This is a genomic window from Shimia sp. R9_2 (genome assembly GCF_017743735.1).
GTDB lineage: Bacteria > Pseudomonadota > Alphaproteobacteria > Rhodobacterales > Rhodobacteraceae > Shimia.
In genome coordinates, this window is record NZ_JAGHRO010000009.1 from 43,632 (window position 1) to 61,099 (window position 17,468).

Annotated in this window: 14 protein-coding genes; 1 reads left to right on the plus strand and 13 read right to left on the minus strand. The window is 62.6% G+C overall.

Features of this window, described 5'->3' with window-relative positions:
- Nucleotides 1-5 precede the first annotated feature (5 nt).
- The 13 genes from J7400_RS17920 to J7400_RS17980 all read right to left on the minus strand — a co-directional run bounded on the left by J7400_RS17920 (nucleotide 6) and on the right by J7400_RS17980 (nucleotide 13,873).
- Nucleotides 6-338: a hypothetical protein gene (locus J7400_RS17920; RefSeq protein ID WP_209065468.1), complete on the minus strand. Its 333-nt coding sequence runs from the start codon at nucleotides 336-338 to the stop codon at nucleotides 6-8.
- Between the two features lie 9 nt (nucleotides 339-347).
- Complete coding sequence (locus J7400_RS17925) at nucleotides 348-1,148, minus strand: phage baseplate assembly protein V (RefSeq protein ID WP_209065469.1); 801 nt, start codon at nucleotides 1,146-1,148, stop codon at nucleotides 348-350.
- Nucleotides 1,145-2,158, minus strand: coding sequence for a hypothetical protein (locus tag J7400_RS17930; protein WP_209065470.1), 1,014 nt, complete (start codon nucleotides 2,156-2,158; stop codon nucleotides 1,145-1,147). Before J7400_RS17930 ends, J7400_RS17925 begins: the two co-directional genes overlap by 4 nt.
- A complete protein-coding gene (locus tag J7400_RS17935) occupies nucleotides 2,155-2,574 on the minus strand; it encodes a hypothetical protein (RefSeq protein WP_209065471.1) in 420 nt (139 codons plus the stop codon). The genes J7400_RS17930 and J7400_RS17935 overlap by 4 nt, the downstream gene beginning before the upstream one ends.
- A gap of 9 nt (nucleotides 2,575-2,583) precedes the next feature.
- Nucleotides 2,584-6,486 (minus strand): peptidoglycan-binding protein, encoded by a 3,903-nt coding sequence (locus tag J7400_RS17940; RefSeq protein WP_209065472.1) that lies wholly within the window; start codon nucleotides 6,484-6,486, stop codon nucleotides 2,584-2,586.
- A gap of 15 nt (nucleotides 6,487-6,501) precedes the next feature.
- The gene (locus J7400_RS17945; RefSeq protein WP_209065473.1) at nucleotides 6,502-6,921 is read right to left on the minus strand and encodes a hypothetical protein; all 420 of its coding nucleotides are present in this window, start codon (nucleotides 6,919-6,921) and stop codon (nucleotides 6,502-6,504) included.
- A 17-nt stretch (nucleotides 6,922-6,938) separates the two neighbouring features.
- The gene (locus J7400_RS17950; protein WP_209065474.1) at nucleotides 6,939-7,481 is read right to left on the minus strand and encodes a DNA circularization N-terminal domain-containing protein; all 543 of its coding nucleotides are present in this window, start codon (nucleotides 7,479-7,481) and stop codon (nucleotides 6,939-6,941) included.
- Between the two features lie 11 nt (nucleotides 7,482-7,492).
- Nucleotides 7,493-8,713: a hypothetical protein gene (locus tag J7400_RS17955; RefSeq protein ID WP_209065475.1), complete on the minus strand. Its 1,221-nt coding sequence runs from the start codon at nucleotides 8,711-8,713 to the stop codon at nucleotides 7,493-7,495.
- Nucleotides 8,710-9,171 (minus strand): hypothetical protein, encoded by a 462-nt coding sequence (locus J7400_RS17960; protein ID WP_209065476.1) that lies wholly within the window; start codon nucleotides 9,169-9,171, stop codon nucleotides 8,710-8,712. Before J7400_RS17960 ends, J7400_RS17955 begins: the two co-directional genes overlap by 4 nt.
- 6 nt (nucleotides 9,172-9,177) lie before the next feature.
- Nucleotides 9,178-9,717, minus strand: coding sequence for a hypothetical protein (locus J7400_RS17965; RefSeq protein ID WP_209065477.1), 540 nt, complete (start codon nucleotides 9,715-9,717; stop codon nucleotides 9,178-9,180).
- Nucleotides 9,718-9,729: 12 nt separating this feature from the next.
- Nucleotides 9,730-11,412, minus strand: a complete 1,683-nt coding sequence (locus J7400_RS17970; RefSeq protein WP_209065478.1) for a phage tail sheath subtilisin-like domain-containing protein — start codon at nucleotides 11,410-11,412, stop codon at nucleotides 9,730-9,732.
- A 25-nt stretch (nucleotides 11,413-11,437) separates the two neighbouring features.
- A complete protein-coding gene (locus tag J7400_RS17975; protein ID WP_209065479.1) occupies nucleotides 11,438-12,451 on the minus strand; it encodes a hypothetical protein in 1,014 nt (337 codons plus the stop codon).
- 213 nt (nucleotides 12,452-12,664) lie between these two features.
- Nucleotides 12,665-13,873: a hypothetical protein gene (locus J7400_RS17980; RefSeq protein WP_209065480.1), complete on the minus strand. Its 1,209-nt coding sequence runs from the start codon at nucleotides 13,871-13,873 to the stop codon at nucleotides 12,665-12,667.
- Between the two features lie 386 nt (nucleotides 13,874-14,259).
- On the opposite strand from J7400_RS17980, the gene J7400_RS17985 reads away from it, so the two are divergent.
- A complete protein-coding gene (locus J7400_RS17985) occupies nucleotides 14,260-17,439 on the plus strand; it encodes a CHRD domain-containing protein (RefSeq protein WP_209065481.1) in 3,180 nt (1,059 codons plus the stop codon).
- Nucleotides 17,440-17,468 lie beyond the last annotated feature (29 nt).

Consider the following 17,468-nt stretch of genomic DNA (forward strand, 5'->3'; position numbering starts at 1 on the left):
CTGTTTCATGGCGGCCACGTGTCGGAGATGTAAGGCGCAGCCGGTGGGCCAAGGATGGTGAGCACGCCCGGCGGAGAAGGGATGAGATCGAGCATCCGCACCAGCGCTTTGCCCGCGATGCGCACGCCGGAGCTGGCGATGGGGCCGATGACAAGCGGATAGGGCACGCCGGTCAGCGAGTTGATCATGGTGCAGAGCGACCCTGAGGTTGCGAGCGGAAGCCCTCCGGCGGTGATCAGCGGCGGGAAGATGCCGACGATCGTGCCGGTGTCCGGTGGCCCCGCAGCGCCGGGGGTCACGATGACCGCACATCCAATTGTGACCGGTGGTCCCGGCATGGTTTCCTCCTATGGGCTGAAGTTGGTGATGCCCTGAATGTTGACAATCCCGCCTTTCAGCGTGGTCGGGCCGCTGCCTTCGACCTGTGTGATCGTGCCTTTGAGAGAGGCCTGCACACCGGCCTCCACCTCGGTGTTGATCTGGCCTTTGATTTTCACATTGAGGCCTTCGATGGTGACGTCCTGCTGCGCCTTCAGATTCAATGCGCCAATGGCCTCCACGGTGGCGTCTCCGTCCTGATTGAGCGTGATCTTGGTGCCGCCGGTGACCACGGTGACGGTGCCGCCGGATGCGCCGGTCTGATCTATGAACAGCTCTGACGGTCCGGCAGTGGCGCGCACGGTGCCGTCGGTCACGCGGATGGTGATTTTCGGATCCATCTCGATGATCAGCTCACGCGGCGGGTTGTCCGTTTGATGATTACGGATCGCGGCCTTGATGGTCTGATCGTCGGCTTCCGCCAGCGGCAGGCGGAAGATCACCTCATCTGAGGTGTTGATCGGCGGGCGGTCCTCATCGTTGTAAAGACGGCCGGTGATGATCGGCTGGTTGATGTCGCCGCGATCAAAGGCGAGCAACACCAGATCGCCGACATTGGGGATCGCGACGGTGCCGATATGGCCGGTGGCGACCGGCACGCGGGGCAGCTCCAACCCGGTGTTTTTGAGGCGCACATCACAGCTGTAGTTGTCGCTGTCCCCGCCATCCGCATGGGGGTGCACCGCCGTCACAATGCCAAGCTCGGCAATGCGCAGGGTTTCCAACTCGCGGCGGATGATGGCCTGCAATGTGGAGACAGTGTCGTTCATAGGCTCAGCTCCAGCGCCTGAAAGGTAAGGTGGGTCAGAAAGCCTGTGGCCTTGGTGATCCGGTGGCGGACGCCGCGGATCTGGAAAGTGGCGTTGAGGTCAGGCTCGGGCATGGACTGCAGGCGGATCGTGTCGCCAAGGGTGATGGCCGGATTGCCAAGCACGGTGAGCTGCCCCCGGATGCGGCGGTTCTCAATGCGGCGCAGCAGAGCACTTGCTGCGCGCTGGGCGGTTTCACCCGTGCGCAGCGCGGCGTGTTCCAGAACACGTAAACTCCCGCTGGTGCCGGCGCTGCCTTTGCGCGGTTCAAAATCCTTGGTGAGCCATGCCCAGCTGTCTGCGCCCTGTGCCGCGCCGGGGCTTTCGCCCCAGGCCTCAACGCGCTCAGCAGAGGCCAGAGTGCTTTCGATCTGATAGGCGATCACGTCTTCGCCGTAGTCCAGCGGGAAGAGTGTTTTGCCATTGCCGAAGCCTTTGAAGATCAGTGCATTTTCGGTGTCGCAATAGAGATCAAAGCCGGTCAGTTCGGAGAGGGTAACCATGTGTTGAAAGGCGCTGAGGCGGGCGTCTGCGATGTAGGTGGGGAAAATCTCGCTGGTCTCGGTGTCTGCCACTTTGACGCCTGAAGCGTTGGCTAGATCGCTGACGATATCGGCGGCGGTTTTGTCCCGGAAGCTGTGGTTTTCATTGCTGCGCGAAAGGAGGGCACCGGCGCCAAAGCCGACGATGCGGGTGTGCTCCGGGCCTGCGTCGACCTCTTCGATCTCGCCTGTCATGACACGTTCAAGGCCGGTGTCAGACCCGGCAAAGCCCAGCTCGATCTCCGCTTTGTCGCCGCGTTTGGGAAGGCGCGTGCCAAGCTTGACGAGGGTCAGCTCAAACCGATCCACCAGCGGCGCCATAGCGCGCTGTACATCAATCTGGGTGACGGTGCTGGCGCGCGGTTCGCTGCCCATGTCGATGCGTTGATCACCTAGGGTGAGCCGGTATGTGGGGGACAAGAGGCTCATGGGGCATCCTCCAGAAGCGGGCGCAGGCGGTTGCGCATCCGGTCAAGGCGCTGATGCATGGCCAGCACATCATCAGGCAGCAGCGCCTCAAGCTGGGTTTTGTCGCTGGCGCTGTCGTAAATCACCAGCAGGCCATCAAGATGGGTGAGCAGTTTTGTTGCGGTTGCGCCGGTGGTTTCCGGATCGCTTTCCGCCAGCAGCTCAAGCGCGGCACCGGGGCGCAGTCTGGAGAGCATGCGCGCGTCAAAGTCGCCGCCGAGATAGGTCTGGATCAGCGCGTTGAGGTAGCGTTTGGGCTCGGCCTTGGCGCGGGCCGCGACCGCCTCATAGGCGGCGGGGCCAATGCCGTCAGGCGTGAAGCCACCGCCGACGATCAGCGCCAAATCTTCGCGAATTTTTGCAATGGGCGTGGTCATGTCGGGTCCTTAAAACGGTCCAACCAGCGTGTTGCCGGTGGTGGCGTCAGGGGCTGGTCCGGGACCGGCCTGAGCGGGTTGGCGGGCGGTGCGGGTGCGGCGCACCCAGTTCAGGATGTTGTCATTGTTGGGGTCGTTGTCGGGGTCGGCGCTGTGCTGGTTCTGGATGCGGCGATAGATGCGGGCATCCGGCAGAGCGATGCCGCGCGCCGCCCCTACAGCGGTGCCGGGATTGGTGTTGAACGCAAAGAAAGCGTCGTTCACGGCCCCGTCAAAGCGGTTGAAGAAGATGTGGTGCATCTCGTGGCCCAAGGTGACGTCCTGCACGTCCAGAGTGTTGTCAATGAAGACAAAGAAGCGCGCATCCAGCGTCAGGTTTGCGCCGGGAGGATTGGGGATGGGCGCGCGGTTGGCCACGGTGGCGTAGGCGTTTGATCCGGCGACGCTGGTGAAGACCACGGTGAGCGTGTTGTCAGGGGTGATCGGGATCAAATCGCGCAGCGCGGCCTGCTCAAAGGCGTTGTTGGCCTGCCCGCCGTAGTCGCCACCCCCATCCAGCGCGGCGGCGGGGATGGCGCGATCCACGGTGGCCTGCGCGTCGATTTGCACACCCACGGCGTTCCAGCGCCGGTTGGCCTCGGCAAACTGATCGGCGATGCGTTGATCAGTCACCGGCGCATAGGTGGCGGAGGTGTAGCGGATCACGCGCACCGAGATGCGGCGGCGTTCATCGGGGTTGCGCGGGAAGACCGGCAGGGTGATGCCAAGGCGGGTGCCCGGCTGCGCGGCTGGGCTGTATTCGGTGCGCACAAAGCCGTCGATGCGCGCGCGGCGCAGGCGGTGATCGCTCTGTCCTCTGGCACGTGGCTCCGCCAGTCCGGGCTGCGCGGGCAGGCCGCTGGGAACCGCGACAGCGGCGTCGGTGTCATCGGTCACAAGCATGACGCCGTTGGAGATGAAGTGTCCGCTGCCCGCTGCGGTTTCCGGCAGGGTGAGCACTTGTGAGGCGGGGGCGTCGTCATCGGTGGCCTGATCCGCCAGCAGGCTGCGCCAGGTGACGGTGATCGGGCCAGCGCCTGCTCCGGCGTCGCGGACGCGGTAATGCAGGCGCCGCTCATCTGCGGCGATGATATCAGCGACAAATTCTCCTGCGCCATTATAGGCCTGATCCCAGACCCCGAAGCGCGTCGCGGTGACGGCGGCGGTGGCGGGCAGATCGTCGGGGGCGGCGTCAATGCGCACCATGGTCATCGGAGCGCGGTCGCCATCGGGCTCGCCACCTGACAGGCCGAGCATGAAGCCACTATCGCGCACAGCGGCGCTGTGATCCAGCCCTTCTGCAAAGAGCGCAAGACTGGTGGCAGGGATGCTTGCCACGGGGATCACATGCGGATTGGCCAGCGCGGCTTGGCCGGTTGCGGGTTGTTCGCTAGCAAAGAGCGCGGCGCGCGGGCCGATGGGGGCCAGCGCCAGATCGCCGGTGAAATCCGCTGGTTCTGGTGGCTGGACACGCAAAAGCGTGCGTTCGTGGCTGAAGGTCGGATCGGCAACCTGTGTGAAGCGACCGATGGCGATCCGGTCTGCCGCGCTCATTTCCGGGGCGTCGCCGCCGCCGACGGGGCGGGAAAGGGCCACATCCAGGGTGAGGCGCACCACCGTCATCTGGTGGGAGACCGACAGGCCGGGGGTGCCGCCCACGGTGAGCTGCAGAGTGGCCGCAACATCCCCAGCCGTTGCGCTGGGGTTGGGGCCGCCTTCGCAAAATAGGGTGACCCCGGCGGTGAGCTGGTCTGATGTGAAGACATTGTCAGTGCCATCAAAGGTGAGCTCGGTGCCGCCCGCGGCCGCATCAAAGACGCGCAGACGATCTGTGCCGTTGGTCAGCGTCAGCGTGCCTGTGCCCGCAAACGCCTGATTTGCGCCCAGCGTCAGGGGCGCGCGCGCGGGTGTGGTGTGGGCGCGGGTGACTACCACAGCGTCCGGTCCGGTGAGCGTGGGGCGGGTGTCAGCCACGCTGCGGTCGGTGATGACCACATCAAACCGGTCTTGCGGCCCGGCAAGCCGCTTGCAAACCACGGGGCCTTTGGCCTCTGTGATCGGCGCACCGGAGGGGCGGGCAATCACGTCGGCCTCCAGCTCCAGAATGAAAATGCCGGGTGTCTTCAGCGGGGTGTCATAAGAGAAGCTGCCATCGGGCGCGGGTGTTTTGGTCTTGGGGGTTCCGGCGCGGGCGCTGCCTGAGGTTTCTTTGCGCTCGCCAGCCATGTACTCGCCATCCGGGGCGGTGATGAAATAGGTGCCGGTGTAGGGCGTGCCGTCTTCGAAGCGTATGGAGCCTTGCACCTTGAATTGGGGCGTCGGCTCAATCGGTTCGCGGGTAAAGGCGGGGCCGCGCGGCAAGGTGCCGGGGCAGGTTTCGTGGCGTTTGCTTTTCACATTGGGGGCGACAAAGCAGCTGCGGGCGGAGCCGCTGCTTTCATTCAGGCACCAGTCGCTGCCAACCGCGCCGGGCGCGGGGAGCTCAAATGTGACCGGCGTGTCGATGTCGGCGGGGAGCTCGGTGGCGCGGGTGAACAGCACCTCGGTCCGCCGGTTGGGGCGCCATGCGAAGGTGACATTGCGCAGCGGGTCAAGCTCTCCGCAGCCAAGCCACTTCAGCCCTTCACCGGGGCAGTTGGGCAGGAGGCGGTCGTCCGGCACAGACAGGGCTTCGGCGGCAAGATAGGCGTCGATCAGGAGGGGCCATGTCGCGCCGTTCATGGTGCCGGTTTCAGGCAGGCCGTTGGCCGCTTGGAACTGGCGCACGGCAGCATCTGTCATCGGGCCGTGGTCGCCGTCGATCTGGCCATTGTAAAAATCCCGATCCTGCAACATCTGCTGGTATTCGCGCACGCCCCAATTGTCGTGCAGATTGGTGGTGCGGGCCTGTCGCAGCTCATCCCACTCGGCAACGGCGCCTACTGGATCATTGCCATAGCGCAGGGCGGCAAAGACGCTGCGGGCGCGCCGTTCTGAGAGCGCCTGATTATACTCTTTTGTGCCGACCAGATCGGTGTGGCCCACCACCAGCATTTTCTCGTCCGGGTGGGCGCTGGCGTGATCGGCGACCTGTTTGAGGACCTGCTTGAGGCAAGGCTCCACAAAGGCGCTGTCAAACCGGAAATGCACGAGGAACCGTTTGGCGATGGCGGCGGCATCGGGCAGGACAATGGTGACCTCGGTGGTGGCGCCTGCGCGCACGGTGGCTGTTGCCGATCCGCTGAGATCGCCGCCATCCGCCGCCGCGCCCGTCGCCGTGGCGCGCAGAGTAAATTCTCCGGCGGGGAAGGGATCTTCGGTCCACCGGGTGTCTGTTTGGCCGGAGAGGGCGGTTTCAGGGAAATCGCTGCCGTCCTGCAAGGTGCCTGCGGCCAGCACGGTGGTGTTTTTAGCGGCAAAGGCGGGATCGCCATCTTTGATGACATTCACCACCAGAACGCCTTCATCTTCTGTGACCTCAGGCGGCTCGGGCGGTTCCGGTGGCTCTTGCGGATCGGGGGCTGGCGCCGGGGTGCATTCGCGCAGCAGCAGGCGGTATTCAAAGGCGTCGGGCAGGCCCGCGTGTTCGCTGATCTCAAAATGCTCGATCAGCACATCATCCAGCGTGGTTGCGGTCACAATATCGGCGGCAAAGGTCAGCGGCGCGGCGGCGCGATAGGCGTCGCGCAGTTTGGTGAGTCCTTCGCGGGCGTCCGGGCCGCTTTGCACGCCGGTGAGCTCAATCGCGGTGCCAGCGCGCCCAAGCCTTTGAAAGAAATCGCCTTCCAGTGCGGGGATGTCGTGCCGTGTCAAAATCTGATCTTCGTCCACCTGCACAAGCTGAACCTGTGCAAGTTCAATCTCGCCAAGCATGGGACGGATTGGACGGTTCACGACAGCCTCCCCGGATTATGCGTTTTTCAGCGCGTTGAGATGGCCGACGATGGCGTCGATCAGGGACAGGATTTCGCCTTTCACCTCGTCAATGGAGGGCAGGCCACCGACCACATCGGCCACATCGGTGATGGCGTCAAAGTCATCGGCGTTGTCGGGCAACAGGGCTTTGGCGGAGTTGACAAAACCTTTGACCTGATCGGTGAATTCCGCCGCTTCGGCGAGACCGGGGATGGCGGAAACGTCGAGTTTCTCAACCTCGGATTTGAGCAGGTTCATCAGCTCGATCAGCTTGTTGAGCAGATTGTCGATCTGATCAGGAATAATGGCGCGCAGGGCGGCCACGGCGGGCTGGATCACGCCCACCTTGTCATCGAGAAAATCCTTGAAATCTTGCAGGACCTCTTTGAGGTCTTCGAAGAGATTGTCGGCCATGGCATCGATCTCCTTTGTTAGGCGTTGGAGGTGTTGTTGAGGGCTTGCAGGCGGGTCAGCAGACCGGTGAGCGGCTCCACAAAGCGCTCAAGCCCGGTGTCAAATTCCGGCAGCAGATCGAGACCGTCGATCAGGTCATCGGTGAGGCTTTGCGCTTCGCTGAGGATGTCATTGTCCAGAAGGCCCACGGCCTCCGGTTCCACCGGCTCCTGATACTCGCGCAGCACCAGCGCGTAGGCGTAGCGGTCGGGTTTTCCCGCCACTTCGCGCAGGCGGAAATCGTCGATGAGGACGTTTTCAATCTCCGCATCCGCAACGATGTCGGAGATGAAGCTCACAGGTGCGCCAGCGTCGAAGGTTGCGGTGAGTTTTTCGAGGGTGTCTTTCGCATCGCGCCCGCTGGCCACACCGGCCACAAGGATCGAGGTCGCGTGGCGGCCCATGTTCTGGCAATAGCTGCCGTCCATTCCCGGGGCGCGGTGTTCGGCAAGGGCGCGGATGTCGCGCAATTTCAGGGTCTGAACCTGTGGGAGCGGGATATCATCAAGCATCGGGCGCATGGGCAGGCTCCTCACACATCAATGCCGTGGCGGCGGGCTTCGTCCCGAAGGATGAGCGCCAGCGCGTCGGTCAGTGCCTCGCGGTCAAAGCCCGCGGTGGCGCGTGGCTTGGAGCGGTCTGGCAGTTCGGTTTGCGGCTCATCGGTGACGGCCTCCTGAAAGCGGGAGAGATGGGCGCGGTCGGACGGCGGCAGGATTTCGGCAAATGGCGGATCAAGATCGGGCTGCGCGGGCAGGGGCACAGGGGTGGCATGTGGCGGGCGGGACAGGGTTTCGCGCTCCAGCGGGTCCGCGCCGTGGATCGGTTCGCGATGAAGCTGCACCGGATCGGGGCTGTTTGAAGCGCGTGGGGGCGGAGAGAGCGGCGCGGCATTTGCAGGCTTGGGCTGCTTTGGGGATTGGGCAAAGGCGGATGGGGTATGTTTTCCTGCGTGCTTTGGGGCTTGCGCGCTTTGGGGATCTTTTGGGGCGCGCTGCGGAGGCGTCGCGGTGTCGTTTTGCGCGGCCTTTGACGGCTGTGCGTCGCGCGATGTGAGCGCGCTGAGGGTGGTGTGTGACGCCTGCGGGCCAGCGAGCAGGGATTGCCAAGGTGTTTTGGACGGCTGGTTAGATGAGGCCGGGAGGGCGCGCGGATGTTTTGGCGCCGCAGTGTGGGTGAGGGGAGCAAGCTTTTGCGCCGTTGTCTTTGCCCAAGGGTAGCTCAGCGCGGTGGGCAGGGGGCTGGCAGGCCTTGCTGTAAGAGGCTGCGCGGAAGGTTTGGAACGCGGTGTGGTTGGGCCTTTGCCAAGATCTTCGGGATCGGTACCTGCATGCAGTCTGAGCGGGCCGCCGGAGAGGCGTGTTGGCAGTGTCTTGGCGGTTTCACAGCGGTGCGCCTCCGGTCTGGGGCGGGTGTCCGCTGGCGGGTGATGCCATGCTGGGGGCTGGCGTTTCTGCTTCGCCGCTAACTTCTGCGCCGGGGTTTGCTTGTAAGATGGCGTTTCCTTGGGGGCAGGTTTGCGCTCCGGTTCTGAGGTTTCCCAACGGGTCAAGCTGCGTTCCATGGCCTTGCGATCAGACAGCTCGGCGCAGGTTGAGAGCCATGTGAGATCCGCGCCCGACGCCGACACGCGGCGCGCAGTGGCCTGCATCTTTTGCACGCGCTGGGGCGCAAGCTTGGGCACCGATCCAGCGGCGGCCAGAGCGGTTTGGCGCAGGCGTTGAGGGGCAGCGGAGGCGAAGGCGCGGGTCATGCTTCTGCCGCCTCCCGCCGTCCCATTTCAAGATAGAGCAGGATTTGCCCGATGGTGAGGCCACTGACCTCTTCGGGTGTCCAGCCAAATTCGCGGGCCAGAACAAAGCAGGCTTTGGCCAAGGGCGCCTGCACTATCTCCTCCAGCGCGTCGCGCGGCAGATCAATGCCGCTGATGCGGTTGACCTCCTCCACCAGATGGCGGGCCAGCCCCGCCGGAAGCTGACGCACCTCATCCAGAGACAAAGCGGGTGCCACCAGCGCCTGCTGGATCATCAGCGCGGCGGAGAGGTTTTCATCCTCCTTGGCGGCGCGGGCGATGAGTTGCAGGTCTTTCACCGACAGGGGGCGCAGCTCCACCTGCTGCTCCCCGTCCTCGCCTTTGATCAGGTCGGCAGGGAGATCATGCAGATGCGTGGCCGAAGCCCCGGCCAGAAGCGCTTCGCTGGTGAGCGTCATGGCAGATTACTCCTGATCTACGAAGGCCGGGCCAGCCGAGACGCCGCTGTCATCGTCAAAGTCTGCGATGTCGATGCTCTTGGCGCGGAAGCTGACTTTCTCCATGACGATGTCGTCTTCGGGCAGGGCAAAGGACCAGGTCTGAAATTTCACGCCATTCAGGGTGAGCCGCGCTTGGCCTTCGACCGCAGGGTCATTGAGCTGCAGCGTCATGTTGAATTCGGGCTGAAAGGTGCGGGCATTGTTGTCCAGAAAGGATTTGCGCCCCATCAGCAGGCCAAGCAGCGCACCGTTGATATAGGCGCGGTCGCATTCGCCGCAGATGTTGATGTTGCCCTCATGCAGCGAGGTCACATGGCGAAAGCCGATTTCGTGAAAGGAACGCAGGTCGGTGTCGACGGTGAATTTGACGCCGGTGACCCGGCCCACAGCGGTGGCGATTTCATAGCGCGCGATGATCGACTCGGCGTCGACGCCCGGCGGGGTGTCCAGCGGCGCAAGGGTGAGCGTGGCATCCGCCCCCGTAAAAACATTGGTGTTGGCCATTTATCTGGTCTCCTATTCGAGGAACATCGTGACTTTGATGAAGTCGATGCTGAACGTGGGGCGCAGGACGATGGTGACCCGGGCGATGCCGCGGATTTCGTCGTCGCGGGTGGCGGACACGTCGAGCTCGTAGCTCACCAGCTCTTCGTCCAGCACCATCTCTGCGAGGAAGGAATTGATCGTGGAGCGCATGGCTTCGCGGACGCGCTCGTTGTTGAGCAGACCGATGTAGGGGTTGGCCGCCGAGCGCACGCCGATTTTGGCTTTGTCCACGATGCGCCGGGTGGTGATCTGATGCCAGGCGGTGTTGGTGGAGGTCGTGATGCCTTTCACCGTGCGGAAGCCGAGGCGGCTTTCCAGCGCAAGCACGCGGTTTTGCACCATCTGGCGCAGCTCGGCTTGGGTGAAGACATCTTCCAGACCTGCGACATTGAGCACCTTATTGGTGAGGCTGCGGTTGACCGGCGCGCCGGAGATCATCCCTGCAACGCAGGCCGCCGCATAGCCGCCGGAAAGGGTCACCGCGTCTCCGGTCACCACATCAGAGACGGTGACACCGGGCGCGACAAAGACGATGCGATCGGAGTTCAGCGTGTGATCAAGGATGTCATTGAGGGAGGCCCCCGGCGCGGAGCCGATCACCCCGATACGCTCGCGTTTGTTGGCATCAGAGCTGGCTGCGGCCACATGGGCGGAGAGGTCCGCGCCGATGGTGCTGGAGTTGTCCTGTCCGGCGGCGACAATGATGAAGGCGGGTTCGTTGGCCAGTTGTTCAAAGCCGTCGGTGTAGTTGCCACCTGTGGCCCCGTCGGTGCCGGTGGTGTTGGTGCCAGCGCCGAAGGTTTCAAAGGTGAAGGCATCGGCAAAGGTGGTGGGCGACTCCGCTGCGTTTGCGAGCGCGGTGCCGTCCACCAGATCCGAGCCGCCAGTGGCCTGATTGACCAGATCGACGAGATGCGCGCCGCTTGCCGCGGTAAAGACCTCTTCCAAGGCTTCGGTGCGCAGGGTGATCTTGGCGCTGTTGGCCGCTGGCACCACATAGGTGACCGTCACCGTGTCGCCGACGGCGGGGGCTTCGCCTGCGGCAAATACCAGAGCGCCGCTTGCGGGGTCAATTTCCACTTGGCCTGCTGCCGGGGTGCCGGTAGCTCCGTGGACAACGGCGGGCGTGGTGGGGGTTGAGGCACCTGCCGCGAGGACAGACACGCTGTTGCGTACGCTTTCGGCAATGGTGGTGTGGGCGAGTTGCAAACCAACCGCGCCGGTACCTGCGATTTCTTCCCCACTCACAACCGCGCTTTCCTCTGCGGCGGTGATGTTGATCTCCATGGTGTTGGCCCAGGAGCCGGGGGTTGCGGCGGTCAGGCGGCAGCAGTCTCCGCCCGCTGAGGCGATGAGAAAATCTGCGGCTGCGGTCGCGCCTGCAATGCGCACGGCCCAGACGTCACGTGCGCCGTGGTCATAGGCGAGATCAATCGCGCGGATCAGCGTGAGCTCCTGCCCGGGCGTCACGATTTCATCGGCGTCGCCGAACACCTCGCGGGCGGCTGCGGGGGAGCCAATGAGCACCGGCGTGTTGACCGGCCCTTTGTTGGCTGTCCCGACCATTCCGATGGCGCTGATGGATACAACGCCCGGAGTGATCAGGCCTTCTGGGCGGACGGCAATCGACACGCCGGGTAAGATCTGTTCCATGGCTTACTCCTGATTTGACCGGTTCCTAACGACCGGCTCGAAGGTGATCCGCCTGAAGGCGGAGGTAGAGTACGGCCGGGGCTGCGAAGGCCGGCGCGTCATGACGGATGGCAAGAAAATCGCGGCCCGAGCGCAGGGTGACGGGCGTGTCAAAGCTGCGGGAATGGGGCACATAGAGATCGCGGATGAGGTTGGTGTCCCAGTCGCCAAGCTCAAAGGGCGCACCGGCAGGCCCCAGTGCGGCGAGAAACGCGGCTGTGCTGGGCAAGGTGACAATGGCCTGCAATTGCGGGTTGGGACCGTCAGCGATGGCGTTGAGAAAACTGTCGAGCGTGGCATGCAGAACCGGCGCGCCCGTGGCGCCGGACACCCCGCGTTCGAGCGTGACGGCGCCGCCTGGAATGCCGTTGAGAAAGGCCATGGCGTCCAGACCATTGAGGCGCAGGGCGCGTGGCCCGCCGTTTGGCCGCAGGATCAGAGAGGGCGCGCGCTCATTGTCCCAGCGCTGCATTGCGCCGGAAAGGATCTCAAGGCTGCTGTTGGTCCCGTCGCGTTCCTCCAGATCGGTGCGGTTGGGAATGCGCACGATGAAGCTGTCTGCGTCATCAGAATCCCGCGCGCGGTATTCATAGAGGAAAGGAAGCTCCGCCGTGCGCCGCCATGCATTGAGTGCAGAGACATGTTCCGCCGGGGCGCTGTCTCCGAGCGCGAGGCGCAGAAACCCCATGCTGCGCAGGCTTGCGGCGGCCCCCAGAACATTGGCCTGCACCGCATCAATGGAGGTGTTCACGGCATCGGGGGTGGTGTCCCAGAGTTCAAATCGCGCCACCCCGTCCAGCTGTATCCCGCGCAGGGCAGAGACGGTGACACCAAAGCGCGTGTCTGAACCACGGCGATCACCAAGGCCGACCCCGCGCCGCTTGGCTTCAAAAATCTGGACGGTGTTGTTGGGAAGACCACCCGGTGCGACGGGCAGAAACGGGCTCAAATGGACGTTGAGCACTTCGTTGATGGCGTCATCAAGTGGCAGCGGCGGCATATGCCCGCGCTCCTCTGTTGAAAATTGGTTTCTTAAAATCCATGCGCGGTAAGCGCGCTTACCTGACATCATGCAACTTTCGTGCCAGCGCGCATTTTGGCGTCAGTGGTCTGAAATCGCTGGGAAAGGTTGAGGCAGATGGGGCTGGTCGGGTCAAAAGTGACCCACGGGCTGCCCATCGGGTGTCGCTGTTCATGCGGCGATGCGATGATTTTAATGAGAGCGGTGTTGCCTGCGTGCGTGCGCCGCCGGGATGTTTGCCTGTGCACGGTATTTCGCGATGGTGCGGCGCGGGATCGCAATGCCTGTGGACGCCAGAGCCTCGGCAAGCTGGGCGTCGCTCAGCGGATGGGTGCTGTCTTCATCAGACACCAGTTGTGTGATGCGGTGCATCAAATGCTCCGGTGACAGGGCATGGCCGCGCAGTTTCGGGCCAAGCAGGTGGCGGAGGGGAAGGACCTCTGCGTCGATCTCCACCGTGGCCCACTGAAAGACCCGGCTGAGCGTGCTTTTGTGGCGGGCCACATCGGTTGCGAGGGCGCACATGGTGATCGGGGTCAGAGGCGTTTTGGAGGTGAGATGGGTCTGTTGCAGGGCGACCAGCCGCTTGGCGATGGCCAGCAGGGTGGCATTGCGGGCGGAGAGCGCGTTTTCAAAACGGTCTGCTTCTTGCTGCGCCTTTGGGTCAATCGACGGCAGACGATTGAGGTGCGTGGCAGAGTCTGGATGGAGGCTGACAGACCAGTGCCCCTGCTTGCATTGGAGCAGCAGGTCGGGACCGCGGGTGGGCGGCGGCGGGGCGATGGCAAATTGCAGGCCGGGTTTGGGATCGAAGCTGCGCAGTTTCTTGAGACCGTTCAGGATGTCCTCGACGCTGCAGCCACAGAGGGCGGCCAGCTGTTTGGTGGTCTTGTGCTGCACTTCCGGCAGATGGTGCAGAAGTTGTGCGACAATCGGGTCGGTGTCTCCTGCGGCTTTGACCTGAAGGGCGAGGCACTCGGTCAGGGAGCGGGCAAACAGACCTGCAGGTTCGATGGCTTGCAGTCGTTCAAGCACGGCAGAGCCGGTGGTGATGCTCACGCCTGCGGTGGCGCAGATGCGCTCAAGGCTTTCACCGAGCCAGCCCCAAAGTTCCAGCGCATCCAAAAACTGCAGCGCAATGGCGCGTTCGTCTGCTGTAAAATGCGCGTTGATCCACAAGGCGGCGTGTTCATAAAGGCCGCTGGTCTGCGCGATCTGTTCTGCTTGGGCTGCTGGCGCGACGCTTGGGTTTGTCAGCCCGAACTGGCGAATTTTGCGCGCGGTGGAGGTGCCGTCCATCGACAGACACTCAACGATCTGCCGCATTTGCGGCGTCATGGTGAGTTTCTGCTGTGTCTGTGTGGTCTGGTCGAGCGATAGGGGCATTGGGGTGTCCCTCATGTCAGACTCTGAGTGTGACATGGCTGCGCGCGGCGCGAAAGTGCGGTGATCCTGAGTCGTGTCAAAGGCCGGGATCAATCACGGCAACAGCCTTGTCCTATCCGCGATTTTGGGACCGGTTTTCTGATCACCTTGGCTGACCTTTTTGTGAATTGGCACCAATGAACAGTTTCCCAATTTGCACTTCGAGCATCTAAGCCCTTGAAAAATATGATGACGCCTTTGCGGGACTCTCACGGGATGCGTGAGTATTTCTCTGGGTTATGGCCACCATTCGGACGAAGAATTTCAAAGTCTAACTGTCTTGGGCGCTTGCTGTTGTCAGCGGGGAGGCCACGTCAGGGCTTTGATCTCCGCACTCAACATAGTCAACGCGGAGTTCTTTTATGCTTTCCGAGATTCTTGCCAGCTTGCGCGCCAGATTGATGACGTCTTCGTCACTGGCCCAAGAAACCGTCCGTGACGGACAGACTCTGACCAACGGCTTTTTCCAAAACACTGTGGTCGACAACACCCCTGCCTTCGTTCTGAACAACGACCTTGCACGGTTGCTGAACTTTGGTGAAATCGAAACCAATGACGCGCCATCCGCCGTGTCTGTAGACGCCGAAGACGTGCAGGTCTTCAACTTCCGCACCGGCAGCATTGAAGCCAATGGTGATGTGGCAACCGGCGTCGAAGTGACCGACGGTTCCAGCGCGGACATTCGCAACTTCGGCAGCATCGCAGGTGAGCTGAACGGCGTGGAATTCTCCGGCGCAAACAGCTCCGGCTCGCTCGACAACTTCAGCGGCGGCGTCATCTCCTCTGACAGCCGTGCGGTCGAAATCGAAGGCCAGGGCATCAGCGTGCGCAACTTTGGTGACATCGTTGGTACCGGCGATCAGCGCAACGGCACCATCTACACCAATGCCACCGCCGAAGACGTCAGCATTTCCAACTTCACCGGCGCAACCATTGACGCAGGCGCAGAGAACAGCGGTGCCGGTATCTCCTTCCAGGTTGGCGATGAAGCCGGTGACACGGTTTCCAACACTGTCTTCAACGGCTTTGGCGCAACCATCCAAGGGCGCGGTCAGGCGGCCTCTGATACAGGTGGCGCAGGCGACGGTATCCGTCTGAACAATGGGGCCGAAGGCGCGGTGTCTGACACCGACATCACCAACAGCGGCCTGATTTCCTCTGAAAGCAACCAAGGCACTGCTGCGGGTATCCGCGTGGCGGATGGTCTGGCTGCTGAGGGGCGCATTCTGAACACCTCCACAGGTGTGATCGAAGGCGTGCGCAATGGTCTCTATATCGGTGAAGCCGAGCATGATCTGGATGTGCTGAACTTTGGCACCATCCAATCTGACAGCCGCGCGGTGAACATCGACGGCACCGGCGTCGACCTGCTGAACGCAGGCACCATTCAGGGCACCGGCGATCAGCGCAACGGCACGGTTTATGCCGATGGCACAGCCGATGACTTCTCCGTTTCCAACCTCGTGAACGGCACGATTGATGCGGGCGAAGGCAATCAGGGCTCTGGCTTTGGCGCAGAGATCGGCGGCGCAGAAGACGGTGCAAACACCTTCACACTCAACAACGCCGGAACCATCCAAGGCCGTGGCAATGCCAGTGCCGGAACAGGTCTGGCAGGTGATGGTGTGCGGGTTGGCAACCCTGGCAACCAAGGCACCACGGATGCCACGATCACCAACAGCGGCTCGATCCTGTCTGAAGGCGCAAATGGCACGGTTGCCGGTGTGCGCTTTGTCAACGGTGTGAACTTCCAAGGCACGTTCACCAACTCCGGCACCGTCGCAGGTGTGCAGAACGGTGTGTACTTTGGCACCGGCGATCACTCTGGCGGCTCGTTTGTGAACTCCGGCGTGGTCTCCTCTGACAGCCGTGCATTGAACATCGATGGCGAAGGTCTGGAAGTGACCAACTCCGGCGCAATTCTCGGCACCGGCGATCAGCGCAACGGGACTGTCTATGCTGATGGCACCGCAGACAACTACACCTTCACCAACACCGGTCTTGTAGACGCAGGTGTGGGCAACAACGGCTCTGCCGTGTCGCTTCAGACAGGTGATGAAGCGGGCGATGTGGTTTCTGCAGCGGTTGTGAACGAAGGCATCCTGCAAGGTCGCGGCGATGCAACCGAAGGCAACACCGTTGGTGACGGTCTGCGTCTGTTCAGCAATCAGGAAGACGCAAGCTTTGCCGGCCTGGTGCAGAACTCCGGCGTGATCGCAGGCTCTGAGGACAGTGACGCAGCGGCGGGTATCCGTGTGGACGGCGGCCTGAACATCCTTGGCGCGATTGTCAACGAAGGTCAGATCACCGGTTCTGTAAACGCGATTGATGCGCGTGATGCGGGCTCTGTGACCTTTGTGAACGATGATGACGGCGTGGTAGATGGCAACGTGCTGCTGGGTGCAGGCGAAGACATCGTGGTCAACCTTGGCCAGATCGACGGCGTGATTGACGGCGGTGCCGGCAACGACGTTCTGATTGCTGGTGACGGCGACAATGTGATTGTTGGCGGTCTGGGCAATGACTTCATCGAAGGTGGTGCAGGCAGCGATACCGTTGACTTCTCCGATCAAGATGTGGCGGTGAAAGTGGATCTTGGCTCCAGCGGCACTGGCACAGCCACCCGTGAGACAGGCTTCTCCGTTTCGGTACAGAATGTGACCGTGGGGGCTTCGCTGCAGCCGACGCCAAACATCAACGACGGTGCTGGCTTTGTGTCTGAGGCGCTGGCAGGAAATCTCTACTACAACATTCACACCTCCGATTTCCCGGCGGGCGAAATTCGCGGGCAGTTTGAAGTGGTTAGTGATGTGATGGACAGCCACAACGCACGGGTCATCACCCTGCGTGCCGAGCTGGATGCATCCCAGGAACCTGGTCCGACATCTGACAGTGAAGCGACGGGTACAGCGACGCTGACCATCGTGCAGAACCCGGAAACCGGTGAGGTGGTTTACTCCTCCGAGCTGACTGTGACCGGCCTGAACGAAGCAGATCTGCAGACACCGGTGCCAGGCGTTGTTTCTGCCATCCACCTGCACAATGCGCCTGCCGGACAAAACGGCCCAATCGCGCAGGACACGCTGGTGGACGCAGGCGCCACGATCGACGCCAACTCGCCCACAGGTGTGTCCGGTGCGGATGTCATCAACGAAATCTCTGAAACCGACACGCTCAGTTCCATTGAGAATGTGATCGGCTCCAACGACGGTGACACCATCAACGGGTCTGATCTGGCCAACACCCTGTCGGGTGAGGACGGCGACGACCTGATCAACGGTGAGGGTGGCGACGACATCCTGATCGGTGGTGACGGCGCGGACACCTTCCTCTTTGAAGGTGACTTCGGCAACGACACCATCCGTGACTTTGAGACTGGCGTGGACCGGTTGGATTTCTCCGACTTCGGCCCGGACTTTGCCACTCAGCTCACCGTGTCTCAGGACGGCGACGACACCCTGCTGACCTTCTCCTCGGATGCCTCTGTGCGCCTTGAAGGGGTCCTCAGCACGGATCTGACCGACGACGACTTCATCGCCTGATCGCACGCAACAGTGGGATGGCAGCCAAG

What these genes read in the sequence shown, in the direction of transcription:
- J7400_RS17930 (WP_209065470.1), bottom strand. Translation starts at nt 2,158, where the DNA reads ATGAGCCTCTTGTCCCCCACATACCGGCTCACCCTAGGTGATCAACGC.
- J7400_RS17970 (WP_209065478.1), bottom strand. Translation starts at nt 11,412, where the DNA reads ATGGAACAGATCTTACCCGGCGTGTCGATTGCCGTCCGCCCAGAAGGC.
- J7400_RS17975 (WP_209065479.1), bottom strand. Translation starts at nt 12,451, where the DNA reads ATGCCGCCGCTGCCACTTGATGACGCCATCAACGAAGTGCTCAACGTC.
- J7400_RS17980 (WP_209065480.1), bottom strand. Translation starts at nt 13,873, where the DNA reads ATGAGGGACACCCCAATGCCCCTATCGCTCGACCAGACCACACAGACA.
- J7400_RS17985 (WP_209065481.1), top strand. Translation starts at nt 14,260, where the DNA reads ATGCTTTCCGAGATTCTTGCCAGCTTGCGCGCCAGATTGATGACGTCT.
- J7400_RS17960 (WP_209065476.1), bottom strand. Translation starts at nt 9,171, where the DNA reads ATGACGCTCACCAGCGAAGCGCTTCTGGCCGGGGCTTCGGCCACGCAT.
- J7400_RS17965 (WP_209065477.1), bottom strand. Translation starts at nt 9,717, where the DNA reads ATGGCCAACACCAATGTTTTTACGGGGGCGGATGCCACGCTCACCCTT.
- J7400_RS17925 (WP_209065469.1), bottom strand. Translation starts at nt 1,148, where the DNA reads ATGAACGACACTGTCTCCACATTGCAGGCCATCATCCGCCGCGAGTTG.
- J7400_RS17955 (WP_209065475.1), bottom strand. Translation starts at nt 8,713, where the DNA reads ATGACCCGCGCCTTCGCCTCCGCTGCCCCTCAACGCCTGCGCCAAACC.
- J7400_RS17945 (WP_209065473.1), bottom strand. Translation starts at nt 6,921, where the DNA reads ATGGCCGACAATCTCTTCGAAGACCTCAAAGAGGTCCTGCAAGATTTC.
- J7400_RS17920 (WP_209065468.1), bottom strand. Translation starts at nt 338, where the DNA reads ATGCCGGGACCACCGGTCACAATTGGATGTGCGGTCATCGTGACCCCC.
- J7400_RS17935 (WP_209065471.1), bottom strand. Translation starts at nt 2,574, where the DNA reads ATGACCACGCCCATTGCAAAAATTCGCGAAGATTTGGCGCTGATCGTC.
- J7400_RS17950 (WP_209065474.1), bottom strand. Translation starts at nt 7,481, where the DNA reads ATGCGCCCGATGCTTGATGATATCCCGCTCCCACAGGTTCAGACCCTG.